Origin of the sequence: Comamonas sp. UBA7840, from assembly GCF_002501455.1 — a bacterium.
Taxonomy (GTDB): domain Bacteria; phylum Pseudomonadota; class Gammaproteobacteria; order Burkholderiales; family Burkholderiaceae_C; genus Comamonas; species Comamonas jiangduensis.
In genome coordinates, this window is record NZ_DLTI01000012.1 from 159149 (window position 1) to 176383 (window position 17235).

Annotated in this window: 10 protein-coding genes and 1 pseudogene; 6 read left to right on the forward strand and 5 right to left on the reverse strand. The window is 61.4% G+C overall.

The window, feature by feature from the left end; genetic code table 11:
• Window positions 1-226 precede the first annotated feature (226 nt).
• Window positions 227-1402, forward strand: coding sequence for a COX15/CtaA family protein (locus tag B3R00_RS03000; protein WP_286997346.1), 1176 nt, complete (start codon window positions 227-229; stop codon window positions 1400-1402).
• Complete coding sequence (cyoE, locus tag B3R00_RS03005; RefSeq protein ID WP_370893569.1) at window positions 1312-2301, forward strand: heme o synthase; 990 nt, start codon at window positions 1312-1314, stop codon at window positions 2299-2301. The genes B3R00_RS03000 and cyoE overlap by 91 nt, the downstream gene beginning before the upstream one ends.
• 229 nt (window positions 2302-2530) lie before the next feature.
• Here cyoE and B3R00_RS03010 read toward each other — a convergent pair whose 3' ends face one another.
• From B3R00_RS03010 to cyoA, 5 genes and pseudogenes are all read right to left on the reverse strand, one after another.
• On the reverse strand, window positions 2531-3307 hold the full coding sequence (locus B3R00_RS03010; protein ID WP_286997347.1) for an SURF1 family protein: 777 nt from the start codon (window positions 3305-3307) through the stop codon (window positions 2531-2533).
• Between the two features lie 125 nt (window positions 3308-3432).
• Window positions 3433-3843: pseudogene (gene cyoD / locus B3R00_RS03015) on the reverse strand (cytochrome o ubiquinol oxidase subunit IV); the annotation flags it as partial.
• On the reverse strand, window positions 3844-4458 hold the full coding sequence (gene cyoC, locus B3R00_RS03020; protein ID WP_284214749.1) for a cytochrome o ubiquinol oxidase subunit III: 615 nt from the start codon (window positions 4456-4458) through the stop codon (window positions 3844-3846). It abuts the pseudogene before it with no gap.
• Window positions 4451-6391: a cytochrome o ubiquinol oxidase subunit I gene (gene cyoB / locus B3R00_RS03025; RefSeq protein ID WP_376747641.1), complete on the reverse strand. Its 1941-nt coding sequence runs from the start codon at window positions 6389-6391 to the stop codon at window positions 4451-4453. Before cyoB ends, cyoC begins: the two co-directional genes overlap by 8 nt.
• 127 nt (window positions 6392-6518) lie before the next feature.
• Complete coding sequence (gene cyoA, locus B3R00_RS03030; protein ID WP_219163664.1) at window positions 6519-7565, reverse strand: ubiquinol oxidase subunit II; 1047 nt, start codon at window positions 7563-7565, stop codon at window positions 6519-6521.
• Between the two features lie 424 nt (window positions 7566-7989).
• Here cyoA and B3R00_RS03035 point away from each other — a divergent pair, with 424 nt between their 5' ends.
• The 4 genes from B3R00_RS03035 (at window position 7990) to B3R00_RS03050 (ending at window position 17180) form a co-directional block, all read left to right on the forward strand.
• On the forward strand, window positions 7990-9330 hold the full coding sequence (locus B3R00_RS03035) for an MFS transporter (RefSeq protein ID WP_286997351.1): 1341 nt from the start codon (window positions 7990-7992) through the stop codon (window positions 9328-9330).
• Between the two features lie 165 nt (window positions 9331-9495).
• Window positions 9496-15429 carry an excinuclease ABC subunit UvrA gene (gene uvrA, locus B3R00_RS03040; RefSeq protein WP_286997352.1) on the forward strand — a complete coding sequence of 1978 codons (5934 nt, stop codon included), beginning with the start codon at window positions 9496-9498 and terminating at the stop codon, window positions 15427-15429.
• An 89-nt stretch (window positions 15430-15518) separates the two neighbouring features.
• Window positions 15519-16031, forward strand: coding sequence for a hypothetical protein (locus B3R00_RS03045; RefSeq protein WP_376747640.1), 513 nt, complete (start codon window positions 15519-15521; stop codon window positions 16029-16031).
• 159 nt (window positions 16032-16190) lie between these two features.
• A complete protein-coding gene (locus tag B3R00_RS03050) occupies window positions 16191-17180 on the forward strand; it encodes a Bug family tripartite tricarboxylate transporter substrate binding protein (RefSeq protein WP_286997355.1) in 990 nt (329 codons plus the stop codon).
• Window positions 17181-17235: the final 55 nt, after the last annotated feature.

Consider the following 17235-nt stretch of genomic DNA (forward strand, 5'->3'; position numbering starts at 1 on the left):
TATAAAATCTGCGCCAGATCAAGGTTTTGCCCAATAGCCACCCCCAAGGTGCCGTGCAAATCTGTGGCCTGTACCGGCTGAACGATCACCCCAGCCACCCTTGCGCCAGACAAGGAGGCTCGCCCGCTTTGCGGGCCATTCGGAGACTTCTGCTCTGACACCCCTTGTGCATACGGGTTGCCAGATCTTCGTCGGACATGTTTCAGCCATTGCTTGAGGAGTGCTGATGGGCGAACAGCCTCTTTACGATTTAGCGCCACTGCTGGAGTTGATGGCCTTGGGCGCCGTCATCGCCCTGGCCCCGCTGCTATGGGTGTGGCGGCGCAACCGCGGTGCAGGCAGCGCACGCCGCTTGCAGGCGCTGGGCCTGCTTACCCTGTTTCTGACGTTTGACCTGGTCATGTTTGGTGCCTTCACCCGCCTGACCGACTCCGGCCTGGGCTGCCCCGACTGGCCCGGCTGCTACGGCAACGCCAGCCCCTTGGGCGCCAGCCACGAAATCGCGATGGCCGAAGCGGCCATGCCTACCGGCCCTGTCACGCTGAGCAAAGCTTGGGTGGAGATGATTCACCGCTACCTGGCCACCATGGTGGGGGTACTCATCATCGCGCTGACCGTGCTGGCCTGGCGCGAGCACCGCCAAACCCCGCTGCGCGGCGCGCGCCATCCTGCATGGGCCACTTTCACGCTGTTCTGGGTCTTGGTGCAAGGCGCGTTTGGCGCCCTCACCGTCACCATGAAACTGTTTCCGGCGATTGTGACTTTGCACCTGCTGGGCGGCCTGTTCCTGCTGGTGCTGCTGTGCGTGCAGGCCGTGGGCCACCAGCAGGCGGTACTGCAGCAGCCTGCCACCGCGATTTCGCGCCCCCTGCGCGCAGGCCTGTGGGCCGTGCTGGCACTGCTGTTTGCCCAAGTCGCACTGGGCGGCTGGGTCAGCACCAACTATGCCGTGCTGGCCTGCAGCACTTTTCCCGACTGCAATGGCAGCTGGTGGCCTGAGATGAACTTTGCCCAGGCTGCAGACATCTGGCGCCCGCTGGGCCTGCTGTCTGATGGCACCACCATCAGCTTTGCGGCGCTAACTGCCATCCATTACATCCACCGCCTGGCCGCCTATGCGGTGATTGCCGCGGTGCTGCTGCTGGTCTATGCGCTGCGCAAACAGCCCGCACTGGCCAGCCAGCGCAAGTGGCTGCTGGGCCTGATTGCACTGCAATTTGCCACCGGCCTGTCTAACGTGGTGTTGGACTGGCCTTTGCTGGCCGCGGTATTGCACACCGGCGGTGCAGCCGCCCTGGTCACCGTGATGACCTGGGCCTTGGCTGCCACACGTACCCGCAGCGCCCTAGCGCTGCAAGAAGATCACAATGCGCCCCACGGCGCGCGGAGCATTGCTGCATGAACGCACAAACTTTGACCGATACCCAAGGCTCGCGCTGGAGCCAGTTCTACGCCCTGACCAAACCCCGCGTGGTACAGCTGATTGTGTTTTGCGCCTTGATTGGCATGGTGCTGGCCGTGCCCGGTGTGCCCACCCTGGCGCAATTGGGCGACATGGCCGTGGCCTGCCTGGGCATCTGGTTCGTCTCGGCCGCCGCGGCAGCATTTAACTGCCTGGTAGAGCGCCACATTGATGCCAAGATGAAGCGCACCAGCTGGCGCCCCACGGCCAAGGGCGAGCTGTCTCCCCAGCAGGCGCTGGCGTTCTCCGCCATTTTGTGCATCACCGGCGCCGCCATTTTGTTGGCCTTTACCAACCCGCTAACCATGTGGCTGACGCTGGCCACCTTCATTGGCTATGCCGTGATCTACACCGTGGTGCTCAAGCCTGCCACGCCGCAAAACATTGTGATTGGCGGTGCATCGGGCGCCATGCCGCCCGTGCTGGGCTGGGCGGCCATGACCGGCAATGTAGGCCCCGAAGCACTGATTCTGTTCTTGATCATTTTCCTGTGGACCCCACCCCACTTCTGGGCGCTGGCGCTGTACCGCGTGGAAGATTACAAAAAATCGGGCCTGCCCATGCTGCCCGTGACCCACGGCCCCAAGTACACGCAGTTGCAAATCCTGCTGTACACCCTGGTGCTGTTTGCCGGCTGCCTGCTGCCCGTGATCTTCGGCATGAGCGGCTGGTTCTACCTGGCCGTGGCATCGGCCCTGTGCCTGGGCTTTAGCTGGTATGCCCTGCGCCTGTGGCTGAACTACTCGGACGCCCTGGCCCGCACCACCTTCCGCTTCTCGCTGATTCACCTGAGCGGCGTATTCGCAGCTCTGCTGATTGACCATTACATCGCTTTTTAAAGCGATTCGGCACCAGCAGTTTCAAGCACAAAATCAGGCTCTAGCGCTTATCCATCAAGCGCTAGCAGCTATAAAAAAGCTATAAAAACTATCTAAACTTATCAAAGCCATCAGCTGCTGTCAGCTGCTACTCGCATCTCTTAACAAAAAAAGGCCGCATATGCGGCCTTTTTGATGTGTGCGAGCAAGCAGTCCTGCGGGAACCCCTTGCACGGCGCTGACTGTGCGCTTATGGCATGCGTTTGCGCCGCTCGTGGCGCACCACCAGCCACGCAGCGACCAGCACCATCAGCGCCAAGCCGTACCACGTCAACGCATAGACCGCATGGGTGTTAGTGAACTGGATCACCGTCAACCCCGCGCGCGGCCACGTCTGTTCCGTGGTTTGCCCGGGTATCCCTTGGTCCACAAAAAACGGGGCGACCTGCTTGAGCCCCTTGGCCTTGGCAATGGCGGACACATCGCGCGAATGCCAGCGGTCTTCCTCTGGGGCGTTGTCACGCATGAAGCCACCTTGGGGCTCGCTAAAGCGCAGCAAGCCCACCACCTGCACCTCATCGCCCGCCGCAGACTTGGGGGCCACCGCAATGCGCTGTTGCCATGCTTTGCGCTGCTCGGCAGGGATATAGCCACGGTTGACCAGCAGTTGCGTGCCATCGGCTTGCAGCAGTGGCATCACCAGCCAAAAGCCCGCGCCCAGTTCTGTCACTGCCTGCGTCAGCACGCTGCGCCCTTCCATCCACTGGCCTTGCGCTTGCACGGCCAGGTATTCGTGGGTTGCGGGCTTGACCTGGGGCCACACAGGCTGTGCAGGCACGGCGACGGGCTGGCTGTGTACCCGCTCGTTCACCCGTTCAATCAAGTCCAGCTTCCAGGCGCGGCGCTGTACCTGCCAGGTGCCCAAACTGATGAACGCAAAAAAAAGGGCGATGCCCGCTACTGCGAGGATCGCCTTCGTGAAGGTGGAGCGGGAGGGCTGCCGCCCTCCCGGGGTTTGCACCGTCATTCTTTGCTGCTGTGACCGGGGTGAGCGGCCTCAGCCGGTTGCTGCTGTGCCGCAGGGGATGCAGCATCCACCGCAGGCGCTGCTTCGGTAGCTTCAACGGCAGCAGTGGCTGCAGGCGCCACTTCCACCGCAGGAGCGGCGGCTGGTGCAGCAGGCTGTGCCAGCACAGGTAACTCCGTGTGCTTGGGCATCATGTTGGTGTTCATGTGGAACATCACCCAGAGCGTGCCCGCCAAGGTAATGGCCACGAAGACCACCGCAAAGATGGTGGACATCATGGTCCAGCCACCTTGGATCTTGCCGTTCATGTGCAAGAAGAAGTACATGTGTACCACCACTTGAACCACGGCAAACAAGCCCAGCACCATCACGGCAGTGGAACGGTCTTGGATCACGTCACCCATCACCAACCAGAAAGGAATCACGGTCAGGATGACAGCCAGGATGAAGCCCGTCACATAGCCACCGGTGGTGACGTGCACTTCCTCTTCACCATGGTGATCGTGGTGATCCGCATGCATATTGTGTGCACTCATTTACAGCACCCCCATCAGATACACAAAGGTGAACACGCCGATCCACACCACGTCCAAGAAGTGCCAGAACATGGACAGGCACATCAGACGGCGGGTGTTTTCACGGGTGATACCGTGCTTGTTCAACTGGATCATCAGCACGATCAGCCAGATCAAACCAAAGGTCACGTGCAGACCGTGCGTACCTACCAGCGTGAAGAACGATGACAGGAAGGCGCTGGTCTGGATGGTCGCACCCAGGTGGTACAGGTGATAGAACTCATAGATTTCTACCGCCAGGAACGACAGGCCGAACAAGAAGGTGATGCCCAGCCACAGCTGGGTACCGCCCAAATTGCCCTTTTGGCGCTGAATCAACGCGAAGCCAAACGTGATGGACGACAGCAGCAGGAAGGCTGTGTTGATAGCCACCAGCTTCAGGTCAAACAGCTCAGCACCGGTGGGGCCACCGGCGTAGCTGCGGCCCAGCACGCCATACGTGGCAAACAGTGCCGCGAAGATGAGACAGTCGCTCATCAGGTACAGCCAGAAGCCCAGCGAGGTGCCGTTTTCTGGATGGGGTTCGTGCGCGGGATGGTACTCGCGCTGGCCCACAGAGATAGTGTGATTAGACATGGCGTGCAAGCTGCTCAGTACGTGCGTCTTCTGTCGCCTGCACTTCAGCTGCAGGGATGTAGTAGTCGCGGTTGTAGTTGAAGGTGTGAATGATCGTGGACAAGATCACGCCAGCGAACGACACAATGGCCAGCCACCAGATGTGCCAGATCAAGGCGAAACCCAGGACCATGGCAATCATGGATATCACAAAGCCAGCGCCGGTGTTCTTGGGCATGTGCAGGTCTTCAAAGCCCGATGTGGGGCGCTGATAACCGTGCTTCTTCATGTCCCACCATGCGTCCACATCATGCACCACCGGTGTCTTGGCGAAGTTGTACACAGGAGGTGGCGAAGAAGTTGCCCACTCCAGCGTACGGCCAGAACCCCATGCATCGCCCGTGACGTCACGGTTGGCATTGCGCTGGAAGTACGACACCACCAATTGCAGCAAGAACGCACCGATACCGCAGGCAATGATGGCCACACCGACGGCAGCGATCACAAACCAGATTTGCAGCGATTGGTCATCAAAGTGGTTGGCGCGGCGTGTAACGCCCATCAGACCCAGGATATACAGCGGCGTGAAGGCCACCCAGAAGCCCACCAACCAGCACCAGAAGGACACCTTGCCCCAGAACTCGTTGAGCTTGTAGCCAAATGCCTTGGGGAACCAGTAGTTGATACCAGCCAGCAAACCAAACACCACGCCACCAATGATCACGTTGTGAAAGTGCGCAATCAGGAACAGCGAGTTGTGCAGCACAAAGTCCGCAGGAGGCACGGCCAGCAACACGCCCGTCATACCGCCAATCGCAAAAGTGCACATGAAGCCAATGGTCCACAGCATCGGAGGCTTGAACTCAATGCGGCCCTTGTACATGGTGAACAGCCAGTTGAAAATCTTCGCGCCCGTAGGGATCGAGATGATCATCGTGGTGATACCAAAGAAGGTATTGACTGCTGCACCCGAGCCCATTGTGAAGAAGTGGTGCAACCACACCAGCCACGACAGCACCGTGATACACACAGTCGCGTACACCATGGAGGTGTAGCCGAACAGGCGCTTCTTGGAGTAGGTGGCCACGATTTCGGAGAAGATGCCGAACACGGGCAAGATCAGGATGTAGACCTCAGGGTGGCCCCAGATCCAGATCAGGTTCACGTACAGCATGGGGTTGCCGCCCAGCTCATTCGTGAAGAAGTTGGTGCCGAAGTAGCGGTCCATGGACATCAGCACCAAAGCGGCGGTCAAGATCGGGAACGAAGCCACGATCAGCGCGTTGGTACACAGCGAAGTCCACACGAACACGGGCATCTTCATCAGATTCATGCCAGGGGCACGCATCTTGATGATGGTGACGATCAGGTTGATACCCGACAGCGTCGTACCCACGCCCGACAACTGCAGCGCCCAGATGTAGTAATCCAGACCCACACCCGGGTTTTGGTTGCCCAAGTTAGACAGCGCCAACCAGCCAGAGGTCGAGAACTCACCCAGGAACAGCGACACCATCACCAAGATGGCGCCGGTGGCGGTCATCCAGAAGGAGAAGTTGTTCAGGAAGGGGAAGGAAACGTCACGTGCGCCGATCTGCAGCGGGATCAGGTAGTTCATGAAACCCGTGACCAAAGGCATGGCCACAAAGAAAATCATGATCACGCCGTGGGCCGTGAAGATCTGGTCGTAGTGGTGCGGAGGCAGGTAGCCCAGGTTGTCACCAAAGGCCATGGCCTGCTGGATACGCATCATCACAGCGTCGGCAAAGCCGCGCAGCAACATGACGATACCCAGAATGATGTACATGATGCCGATCTTCTTGTGGTCGATCGAGCAGATCCAGTCATGCCACAGGGGGCCCCACAGCTTGAACTTGGTCAGTGCGGCCATCACTACGAGGCCGCCGAGCACCACGGCAATAAAGGTCCACAGCACGATGGGCTCATGCGCCATCGGTATGGAGTCCCAGCTGATCCGCCCAATCAGCGGATCGTGGGGCAGCGTTGTTTGTCCAGACATAGTTGTGTCTCTTTCAGTGGCCGCCTGACGCGCCGAAGCGCCTCAAGGCCGCCGTCCTTGCTTATTGCTGTGCCACAGCACCCTGGGAATCGCGCTGGTCCAGGAGGGCCACCACGCGGTCTGCGTTTTCCACCGAGCACACATCGTCAGGCAGGTTCAGGCCCACCTTCTTCATGTAAGCCGCGCCGCCTGCAGCGTCGATGGCCATCATGTGGTGCATGCACATCTTTCCTTCTTCCACGCACATGTTCAGCACGCGGTCGTACAAACCTTCTTGCACGGAAGAGAAACGGGTGACGGGATGGCGCTCGCTGGGCTTGACCAGATCCAGGTAAGACACACGGTTGAGCTCCTGGCCTTCGTCCTTGGCCTTTTGCACCCAAGCGTCAAAGCCTTCGTTGCTCAGGCCATGGAACTTGAAAGTCATGCCCGAGAAGCCAGCACCGCTGTAGTGCGAGTTCAAACCCTTGAAGACGCCTTCTTGGTTGATCACGGCATTCAGCTCGGTCTGCATGCCGGGCATGGCATAGATCATGCCGGCCAGATCAGGCACGTAGAACGCACTCATAGTGTGCGAGGCGGTCAGCTTGAAGCGGATCGGACGATCCACAGGAGCAGCCAGTTCATTGACCGTAGCAATTCCTTGCTCGGGGTAAATGAACATCCACTTCCAGTCCAGTGCCACGACTTGCACTTCCAGCGGCTTGACGTTGGGGTCCAACGGCTTGCTCGCAGAAATACGGTCCAGCGGACGATAAGGATCCAACTTGTGCGTGCTGATCCACGTCAGTGCGCCCAGCGCAATGATGATGATCAGGGGCACACTCCAAATGACCAGCTCCAAGGCGGTCGAGTGGTGCCACTCAGGGTCGTACTCGGCCTCGGCATTCGTCTGGCGATACTTCCAAGCGAACAGCAAAGTCAGCAGGATCACAGGGACGATGATGATCAGCATCAGCAAGGTGGCAGTCACCACCAAGTCGCCGGACTGAGCAGCAACATCCCCAGCGGGATTAAGCACGACGGCCTTGCTGCAACCGGTGAGGGTGGCAAGCAGTGCCGCGGCAGCGAGCCAAACTGGCCCGCGAGTTTCCGTGGATTTAGGCATGCTTTGAACGCGAAAAACGCGCGTTGTTAGGTGTAAACGCGGATTACAAAACCTGCTGAATTTACTCCGGTCCACCATCTTCTTGCTTCTTGACGCTGGTCAACGCAGTGCCGTGTGATGTCTTTACGTAGGAAACCAGCACCCCAAGCTGTCAATAGACCTCTGTCAAAGAATGTCTAAATCCTTGATTTTTCAGGACATACTGAAATAAGAAAAAGCTCTTGATAAATGTCAAGACCACCCCCAACTTGGGGCAATCCAGCCACACCCAACACCCCGCTTTGGCCGGGGTCTTTGCGCCTTTAGGGTCGCTTTGCCGTAGCAACAAACCCTTCTCCTACAGAGGCCCCGGATAAAACTCGCTTGTTGACCTGCATCAAGCGGCGTACAAGTGGTGCATTGTTTCCCCAGGAGCGATGCATCTATGACTAGCTTTGCACACACCCCCCATCCTATGGATGCGGCATCCATGGACCGGCAGCTTGCTGCGGCGAACCACAGCGAAGACATCACCCCAGGAGAAATCGCCGCCGGCGTCATCATCGGACGAGCCTCTGAGTACTTTGATTTTTTCGTCTTCGGGATTGCCTGCGTGCTGGTGTTTCCTTATGTGTACTTCCCGTTCTTGTCCCCGCTGGAAGGAATGCTGGCAGCTTTTTCGGTTTTCGCACTGGCTTTCATCGCCCGCCCGGTCGGCACCTTCATTGGCATGGAAATACAGCGCCGCTGGAGCATGGCCGCCAAACTCACGATTGCGCTTTTTTTGCTCGGCAGCGCGACGGTAGGCATTGCCCTGCTGCCCAGCTATGACAGCATTGGCGTGCAGGCCATCTGGTGGTTGATGGGCCTGCGTATAGCCCAAGGCCTGGCCGTGGGTGGCTCCTGGGAAGGTTTGCCCTCCCTCCTGGCGCTGCACGCGCCCACAGAAAAACGCGGCTGGTGGGCCATGATTGGTCAACTCGGCGCTCCGATTGGTTTTATCGTCGCCGCAGGGGTGTTTGGCTTTATCTACAGCCAACTCTCGCACGAAGAATTCATCAGCTGGGGCTGGCGCTACCCGTTCTGCGTCGCTTTTGCCATCAACGTTGTGGCCTTGTTTGCCCGCCTGCGGTTGGTGGCCGATGACGCCTACACCCAGCAGTTCCAGTCCATGGAACTGACGCCTTCCGCACCGTTTGAAATGGTTCGCAGCGGCGAAGGTCGCAATGTCTTTCTGGGCGCCTTGGCAGCCCTGGCCAGTTTTGCGCTCTTTCACCTGGTGACGGTCTTTCCCCTGTCCTGGATGATGCTGTACGGCGAGGCCTCGGTCACGCAGATTTTGGGGGTACAGGTGCTCGGTGCGTTGATTGCCTGCGCTGCCATCGTGCTCTCAGGCTGGATGGCTGACCGTTTTGGCCGCCGCAATACCTTGGGCGCCATGGCGGTGCTCATCGGCCTCTTCAGCTTTGCCACCCCCATGCTGCTACATGGCGGCACCGCAGGGCAAAACGTGTTCATCCTGGTTGGCTTCACGCTGCTGGGCTTGTCGTACGGGCAATCTTCGGGGACGGTCACTGCCAACTTTTCACGCAAATACCGCTTTGTCGGCGCAGCCTATTCCGCCGATGTCGCCTGGTTGCTCGGCGCGGCTTTCGCTCCTTTGGTTGCGTTGTATCTGTCTTCGCGCTTTGGCCCCATGGCAGTTGGCGGGTACTTGCTCTCAGGAGCCATTTGCACCTTGCTGGCACTCGGCCTGAACCGGGCGCTGGAAACCAAGCGCAAATAATTTGCACCGCTGCGGAGCAGCTCCCACGCAAGGGCTTGCCTGCCACGGCAAGCCCTTTTTGTTTACCAGCAAAAACTGCATGCGCATTCACCATGCCAGCCGCCTTGCGACGGCTGCCTGCCTAGAATGATTGGCCGCTTTGTTTTTGCTTCTCCTACGCACACCATGACCCAAGGCCAGATTCGCATCCGTGGCGCCCGCCAGCACAACCTGCAAAACGTGGACCTCGACATCAACACGGGCGAATTGACCGTCGTCACCGGCCCAAGCGGCTCGGGCAAGTCCAGCCTGGTGTTCGACACCCTGTTTGCCGAAGGCCAGCGCCGCTACGTGGAAACTTTCAGTGCCTACGCGCGCCAGTTCCTAGACCGTATGGACAAACCGGCCGTGGACAAGGTCGAAGGCGTGCCCCCGGCGATTGCGATTGACCAGACCAACCCGGTGCGCAACTCCCGCTCCACCGTGGGCACGATGACGGAGCTGAACGACCACCTCAAGCTGCTGTTCGCGCGCGCTGCCCATTTGTTCGACCGCCAGACCACACTGCCCGTCCAGCACGACACGCATGAAACAATTTTGGCAGCCCTGCAACAGCGCTGTGAACAGGCCGGTGATCCGCGCATTGCATTAACTTTCCCGGTCGAGTTGCCCGCCAACACCTCGCAGGAAGAAGTGGAGCAATGGCTGTCGGCCAGCGGTTTCACCAAGGTGCAGGCCGAGCGTGAAGTCGAACGTGCCGTGCCCGTGGAAGAACCTGCTAAGGGCAAGAAGGCCAAGTCCGCGCCCCCCGAAAGCATCAAGGTGCTGGACGTGGTGGCCGACCGCTTCCGCTTCAGCCGCGTGGAGCGCGCCCGGGCCATGGAGGCCATCGAGGTCGCCCTCAAGCGCGGCAACGGCCACCTGACCGTGTACGTCATGCCCGAAGAGGGCCAGGCTTACGAATGGAAGTTCTCGCAGGGACTGCACTGCCCCGAGAGCAACCTCAGTTACACGGCGCCCATGCCGTCGCTGTTCTCCTTCAACTCCGCCGTGGGTGCCTGCGACGCCTGCCGGGGTTTTGGCCGTGTGATTGGTGTGGACTGGGGCTTGGTGATTCCCAACGACAAGCTCACGCTGCGCACCGGGGCCATCAAGCCCATCCAGACACCGGGCTGGAAAGAGATCCAGGACGATCTGATGCGCCATGCCGAGGCCGAAGGCATCCCGCGCGACATCGCCTGGAGCAAGCTGACCCCGGAACAGAAGCACTGGGTCATCGAAGGCTCGCCGCTGTGGAAGGGCCAGTGGAACAAGCAGTGGTACGGCATCCGCCGCTTCTTCGAGTACCTGGAAACCAAGACCTACAAGATGCACATTCGCGTGCTGCTGTCCAAGTACCGCAGCTACACGGAATGCCCCACCTGCGCCGGCGCACGCCTGAAGACCGAAAGCCTGCTGTGGCGCATCGGCAGCAAGCCACAGGCCGATGCGGTGCTGCCCCCTGAACAACGCTTCTTGCCCACCGGCGTGGCCTGGAGCCGTACCCAGCTCGAGGCCCTGCCCGGCCTGTGCCTGCACGACCTGATGCGCCTGCCCATCACTCGGCTGCGCAGCTTCTTCGACAGCCTGCACCTGGGCAACCAGACCGGGCTGGCCGAGGGAGAATTGCAGGCGCTCAAGCTGCTGAACGAAGAGATCGGCACGCGCCTGAAGTACCTGGTGGATGTGGGCATTGGCTACCTGACGCTCGACCGGCAAAGCCGCACACTGTCCGGCGGCGAGGTGCAGCGCATCAACCTGACCACGGCGCTGGGCACCAGCCTGGTCAACACCCTGTTTGTGCTGGACGAGCCCAGCATCGGCCTGCACCCGCGCGACATGGAGCGCATCACCCAGGCCATGCACCGCCTGCGCGATGCGGGCAACACTCTGGTGGTGGTGGAGCACGACCCGGCCGTGATGTTTGCCGCCGACCGCATGATCGACATGGGTCCGGGCCCCGGGGCGCGCGGCGGGCAGATCGTGTTTGACGGCACGCCCGAGGAACTCAAGCGCGCCGACACCCTGACCGGTGCCTACCTGGGCGGGCGCAAGCAGGTGGGCTTTGGCGTCAAGCGCATGGTGACCGAGTCCACCCCCCGCCTGATTCTGGAAGGCGCGCGCCAGCACAACCTCCAGAATTTGAACGTGGACTTCCCGCTGCAACGCTTGGTCACCATCACCGGCGTGTCGGGTTCGGGCAAATCCTCGCTGATCCAGGACATCCTGGCACCCGCCCTGCTGCGCCACTTTGGCAAGCCCACCGACAGCCCCGGTGCGCACGACCGCCTGCTGGGCGCCGACCACCTGGCCGACGTGGTATTTGTCGACCAGTCACCCATCGGCAAGACCGCACGCTCCAACCCCGTCTCGTACGTGGGGGCGTGGGACAGCCTGCGCGAGCTGTTTGCACTCGCGCCGCTGTCGGCCCAGCGCGGCTACACGGCCAGCAAGTTCAGCTTCAACAGCGGCGATGGCCGCTGCCCCACCTGCGGCGGCTCGGGCTTCGAGCATGTGGAGATGCAGTTCCTCTCCGACGTCTACCTGCGCTGCCCCGACTGCAACGGCAGCCGCTACCGCGCCGAGATTCTGGAAATCACCCTGGAGCGCGATGGCCGCGCCCTGAACGTGGCCGATGTGCTGGAGCTGACGGTGGCCGAGGCGGCCCAACTGTTCCGCCAGGATGCCGAGGTGATCCGCGCCCTGCAGCCCATCGTCGATGTGGGGCTGGAGTACGTGAAGCTGGGCCAGCCCGTGCCCACGCTGTCGGGCGGTGAAGCCCAGCGGCTGAAGCTGGCAGGCTTTCTGGCCGAGGCGGCAAAGACTGCCTCCAAGTCCAAGCAAAAGATTGCGCGCAAGGGCACGCTGTTCCTGTTTGACGAGCCCACCACCGGTCTGCACTTCGAAGACATCGCCAAGCTGATGCGCGCGCTGCGCAAGCTGCTGGAGGCGGGCCACAGCCTGATCGTCATTGAGCACAACCTGGACGTGATCCGCGCCAGCGACTGGCTGATCGACCTGGGCCCCGAGGGGGGCGACGGCGGCGGCCAGATCGTGGCCCAGGGCACGCCCGAGGACGTGCGCCACGTACCCGGATCACACACCGCGCAGGCGCTGCGCGAGTACGACTTGGCCATGGGGGTGGGCGGCCAGCTGGTCGAAGAAGTGGCGCCCATGCTCTATAAAAAAGAGCTGTCGGCGCCCGTCCGCAAAGCGCCAGCAGGCAAAAACGCCATTGAAATCGTCAATGCCCGCGAGCACAACCTCAAGGGCCTGAGCGTGGACATTCCGCGCGGCAAGTTCAATGTGGTGACCGGCGTCTCCGGCTCGGGCAAGTCTACGCTGGCGTTTGACATCCTGTTCAACGAAGGCCAGCGCCGTTACCTCGAATCGCTGAACGCCTATGCGCGCTCCATCGTGCAGCCCGCTGGCCGGCCCGAAGTGGATGCCGTCTGGGGCATTCCGCCCACCGTGGCCATCGAGCAGCGCCTGTCGCGCGGCGGGCGCAAGTCCACCGTGGGCACGACCACCGAGGTCTGGCACTTCCTGCGCCTGCTGTACGTGAAGCTGGGCACCCAGCACTGCGTGCACGACGGCGCCGCCGTGGAGCCGCAAACGCCCGAGCGCATTGCCGCCCAGCTGCTGACCCAGTTCAAGGGCCAGCACATCGGCCTGCTGGCCCCGCTGGTGGTGCACCGCAAGGGTGTGTACACCGAGCTGGCCGACTGGGCCCGCCCCAAGGGCTACACGCACCTGCGCGTGGACGGTGCCTTCCTGCCGACCACGGGCTTCCCGCGCCTGGACCGCTTCAAGGAACACACCATCGAGCTGCCCGTGGCCAGCGTCAAGGTCACGGCGGCCAACGAAAAAGAGCTGCGCGCGCAGCTGGCCAAGACGCTGGAGATCGGCAAGGGCGTGGTCCATGTGCTGTCGGGCATCGACACCCTGGAGGCCGCGATTGGGGCGCCCGAGCAGGGCAAAGGCGTGGGCACGCTGCAGGTGTTCTCTACCCAGCGCGCCTGCCCGGTCTGCGCCACCAGCTATACCGAGCTGGAACCCGGCCTGTTCAGCTACAACAGCAAGCACGGCTGGTGCCCCGACTGCGTGGGCACGGGCGTGAAGCTGACAAAGGACCAGCGCAAAGTCTATGACGACAGCACCCTGGCCGAAGACAACCGTGGCCGCGAACTAACGCTGACCGCCAACGAGGTTGAAGACCTCGAGGAATGCACCTGCCCGACCTGCGAGGGCACGCGCCTGAACGCCCGCGCCCGCGCGGTGCGCTTTCATGGCAAGACCATCACCGAGCTGGCGCAACTGTCCGTCAGCGCGCTGCGTGAATGGTTCCAGCAACTGACGACGACCGGCCGAGAAACCGACATCGCGCGCGACCTGATCCCCGAAATTCTGGGGCGCTTGGAGTTCTTGGAAGAAGTGGGCCTGAACTACCTGACCCTGGATCGGGGCGCCCCCACGCTGTCCGGCGGCGAGGCGCAGCGCATTCGCTTGGCTGCCCAGTTGGGCAGCAACCTGCAGGGCGTGTGCTACGTGCTGGACGAACCCACGATTGGCCTGCACGCGCGTGACAACCACATCCTGCTTAACGCCCTGCACAAGCTCGGCGACAAGGGCAACACCCTGGTGGTGGTGGAGCATGACGAAGACACCATCCGCCGTGCCGATCATGTGATCGACATCGGCCCCAGCGCTGGCAAGCGCGGCGGCACGTTGGTGGCCCAAGGTACGCCCGAAGACATCATGGCCGCCGCCGATTCGCAAACCGGCCGTTACCTGCTGCACGCCATGCGCCACCCCTTCCAAGCCCGCCGTGCAGTGCATGGCGTGGCGGATTCGACCGCTATCCAAACAGAAGCTGCTAGCGCAGATGCAGCCAGCGTAAAACCCAAAAAACGCACCAAAAAGCAGATCGCTGCCGATGCCGCCGCCGCTTTGGCCGCCGACAGCGCCGCACTGAATGCCGAGCTGCAGCAGCCCACCAGCAAAGCCACCGGCCCGCTGCACTGGCTGACCGTGAACGGCGCCAACCTGCACAACCTGCAAGACATCGAGGCCAGCGTGCCCCTCAAGCGTCTGGTCGCCATCACGGGCGTGTCGGGTTCGGGCAAATCCACGCTGGCGCGCGATGTGCTGCTGACCAGTGTGGCCAACCTCGTCAACCAGCGCAGCACCAAGGCGGGCCGCGAAGCGGCACAAGCGGGCAAGACGCCAGCGCTGATCGGCTGCGAAGCCGTCTGGGGCACGGAAATCATCGACCGCGTACTGGAGGTAGACCAGACGCCGATCGGCAAGACACCGCGCAGCTGCCCTGCCACCTACATCGGTTTCTGGGACACCATCCGCAAACTGTTTGCCGATACTTTGGAGGCCAAGGCCCGTGGTTACGGCGCAGGGCGCTTCAGTTTCAATACCGGCGAAGGCCGCTGCCCGGCCTGCGAAGGCCAGGGCATGCGCACCATCGAGATGAGTTTCCTGCCCGATGTGAAGGTGCCCTGCGAGACCTGCCACGGCGCGCGCTTCAACCCCGAGACGCTGGCCGTCACCTGGCGCGGCAAGAGCATTGGCGACGTGCTGCAGATGGAGGTGGACGAGGCCGTGGAGTTCTTTGCCTCCATGCCCAGCATCGCCCACCCGCTGCAGCTGCTGAAGGACGTGGGCCTGGGCTACCTCACGCTGGGCCAACCTTCGCCCACCTTGAGCGGTGGCGAGGCCCAGCGCATCAAGCTGGTGACCGAGCTGACCAAGGTGCGCGACGACATCACCAAGCGCGGCAACAAGGCGCCCCACACGCTGTACGTACTGGATGAGCCCACGGTGGGCCTGCACATGGCCGACGTGGACAAGCTGATCCGCGTGCTGCACCGCCTGGTGGACGGCGGCCACAGCGTGATCGTCATCGAACACGACCTGGACGTCATCGCCGAGGCTGACTGGATCATCGACCTGGGCCCCGAAGGCGGCAGCGGCGGTGGCCGCATTGTGGCCGCCGGCACCCCCGAAGAGGTGGTGGCGATGGGCACACACACCGGGCAAGCAATACAGTCAGTGCTTGCCCGCACTTAACCCCACCAGGAGCCAGCATGAGCGAGGCCAAGTCTTAGTACGTTTACGCACTCAAAGACCCTCGCTCATCGCCCGCCCAGGCTTTTTATATTGGCAAAGGTACGGGCACCCGCTCGTCTGACCACCTGCTCCAACCTGACAGCACCCGCAAGGGGCTGCGCATTCAGGCCATTGTGGAAAGCGGTGCGAAGGTCCTGGTCGAAGTGCTGGTGCAGCATTTGACCGAAGCTGAATCGCTCAAAATTGAAGCGGAGTTGATAGCCGCGTTCGGCACCGAAGACAGTGGAGGCCCGTTGACCAACAGCGTGATGCCATCAGGCTTATCGCGCACACAGCGCACGGCGCACGGCGATCACGGTACCGACGGGTGCCCAAGAACGCGCGCAGATAGGCTGAGTTTGCTCAAAGAGGCTGTGTTGAACTTTGTCCGCACCAATCCCCAAGGAGTGAGCAATTCAGACGTCGCCAGCTTGCTGGGCCTGCGCAGTGATTACGGCGGTGGCTCCAAAGATTACTTGTCGTACAGCATCTTGGGACTGCTGATGCGGGAAGGCAAAGTCGAGCGTGTCGCGGGCAGCAAACGCCATATCTCGCGCGTCTAACCAAGACGGCAGACACCTGCACGACACGGTGCAAGGGATAACCCCCTGACCGTTGATTGCCCTTCATTTCTATAGTTCAAATGTCATCTTTTTATCAAGAAGATGACATTCAGGGAGAGGCGGCACCGCTGCCCATACAACAAAGAAATGGAGACACCAATGGCAAGCATTGCCCACTTCCAGCGCAGCGCATGGACCACCCTTTTGGCCTTGGGCAGCGTGGCGTTCACCACCCACAGCCAGGCCCAAGACAGCTCCGCCAACTGGCCCACCAAGGCGATCAAAGTAACGGTCCCTTACACCCCTGGTGGCTCCACCGACATCGTCAGCCGCACCGTGTTTGACGCAGTGAGCAAGCGCCTGGGCCAACCCGTCATCATTGAGAACAAGCCCGGCGCCAACAGCACCATCGGTGTCGCCCAAACCGCACGGGCACCGGCCGATGGCTACCACTTTGTCAGCATGCTGGCCGCGTACACGGTGAACATGTCGCTGTACAAAAAGCTCCCCTACAAAGCCAGCGATTTTGTGGCCGTGAGCCATGTGGCCGATCTGCCGATGTTCCTGTTCGCCGCCAACAAGCTGCCGGTGAAAAACGCCAAGGAACTGGCCGAATATGGCAAGAAAAACCCGCTCAACTACGCCTCCAGCGGCACAGGCGCCAGCGCCCACATGATCGGCGCGCGCTGGGCGCAGGAAAACGGGCTGAACGCCCAGCACGTGCCCTACAACGGCAGCGCGCCCATCCTGGCTGACCTGATGAGTGGCCAGGTCGACATGCTGTTTGACCCCGCCCTGGTGCCCATGCCCCACGCCAAGAGCGGCAAGATCAAGGTGCTGGCCGTGGCCTCCAAGCAGCGCTGGCCCGGCGAGCCCGACATCCCCACCATGGAAGAAGCTGGCTTTCCCGGCTTTGTGATGAACTCCTGGGTCGGCGTGCTGGCCCCCAAGGGCACACCCCAGCCGATTGTGGACAAGCTGTCCAGCGCGATTGCCGAAGCCGCGCAATCGCCCGAGGTCAAAACCAAGTTGACGCAGCTGGGCTTTGGCGCTGTCGGCAGCACGCCCGCACAGTTCCAGCAGTTGATCGACCAGGACACCGCCATGTACAAGGGCGTGATCGACAAAGCACAGGTCAGCATCGACTGATTGCTCCACAAAAAAAGGCCCGCAAGCGTCAGCATGCGGGCCTTTTTGTTGTTTG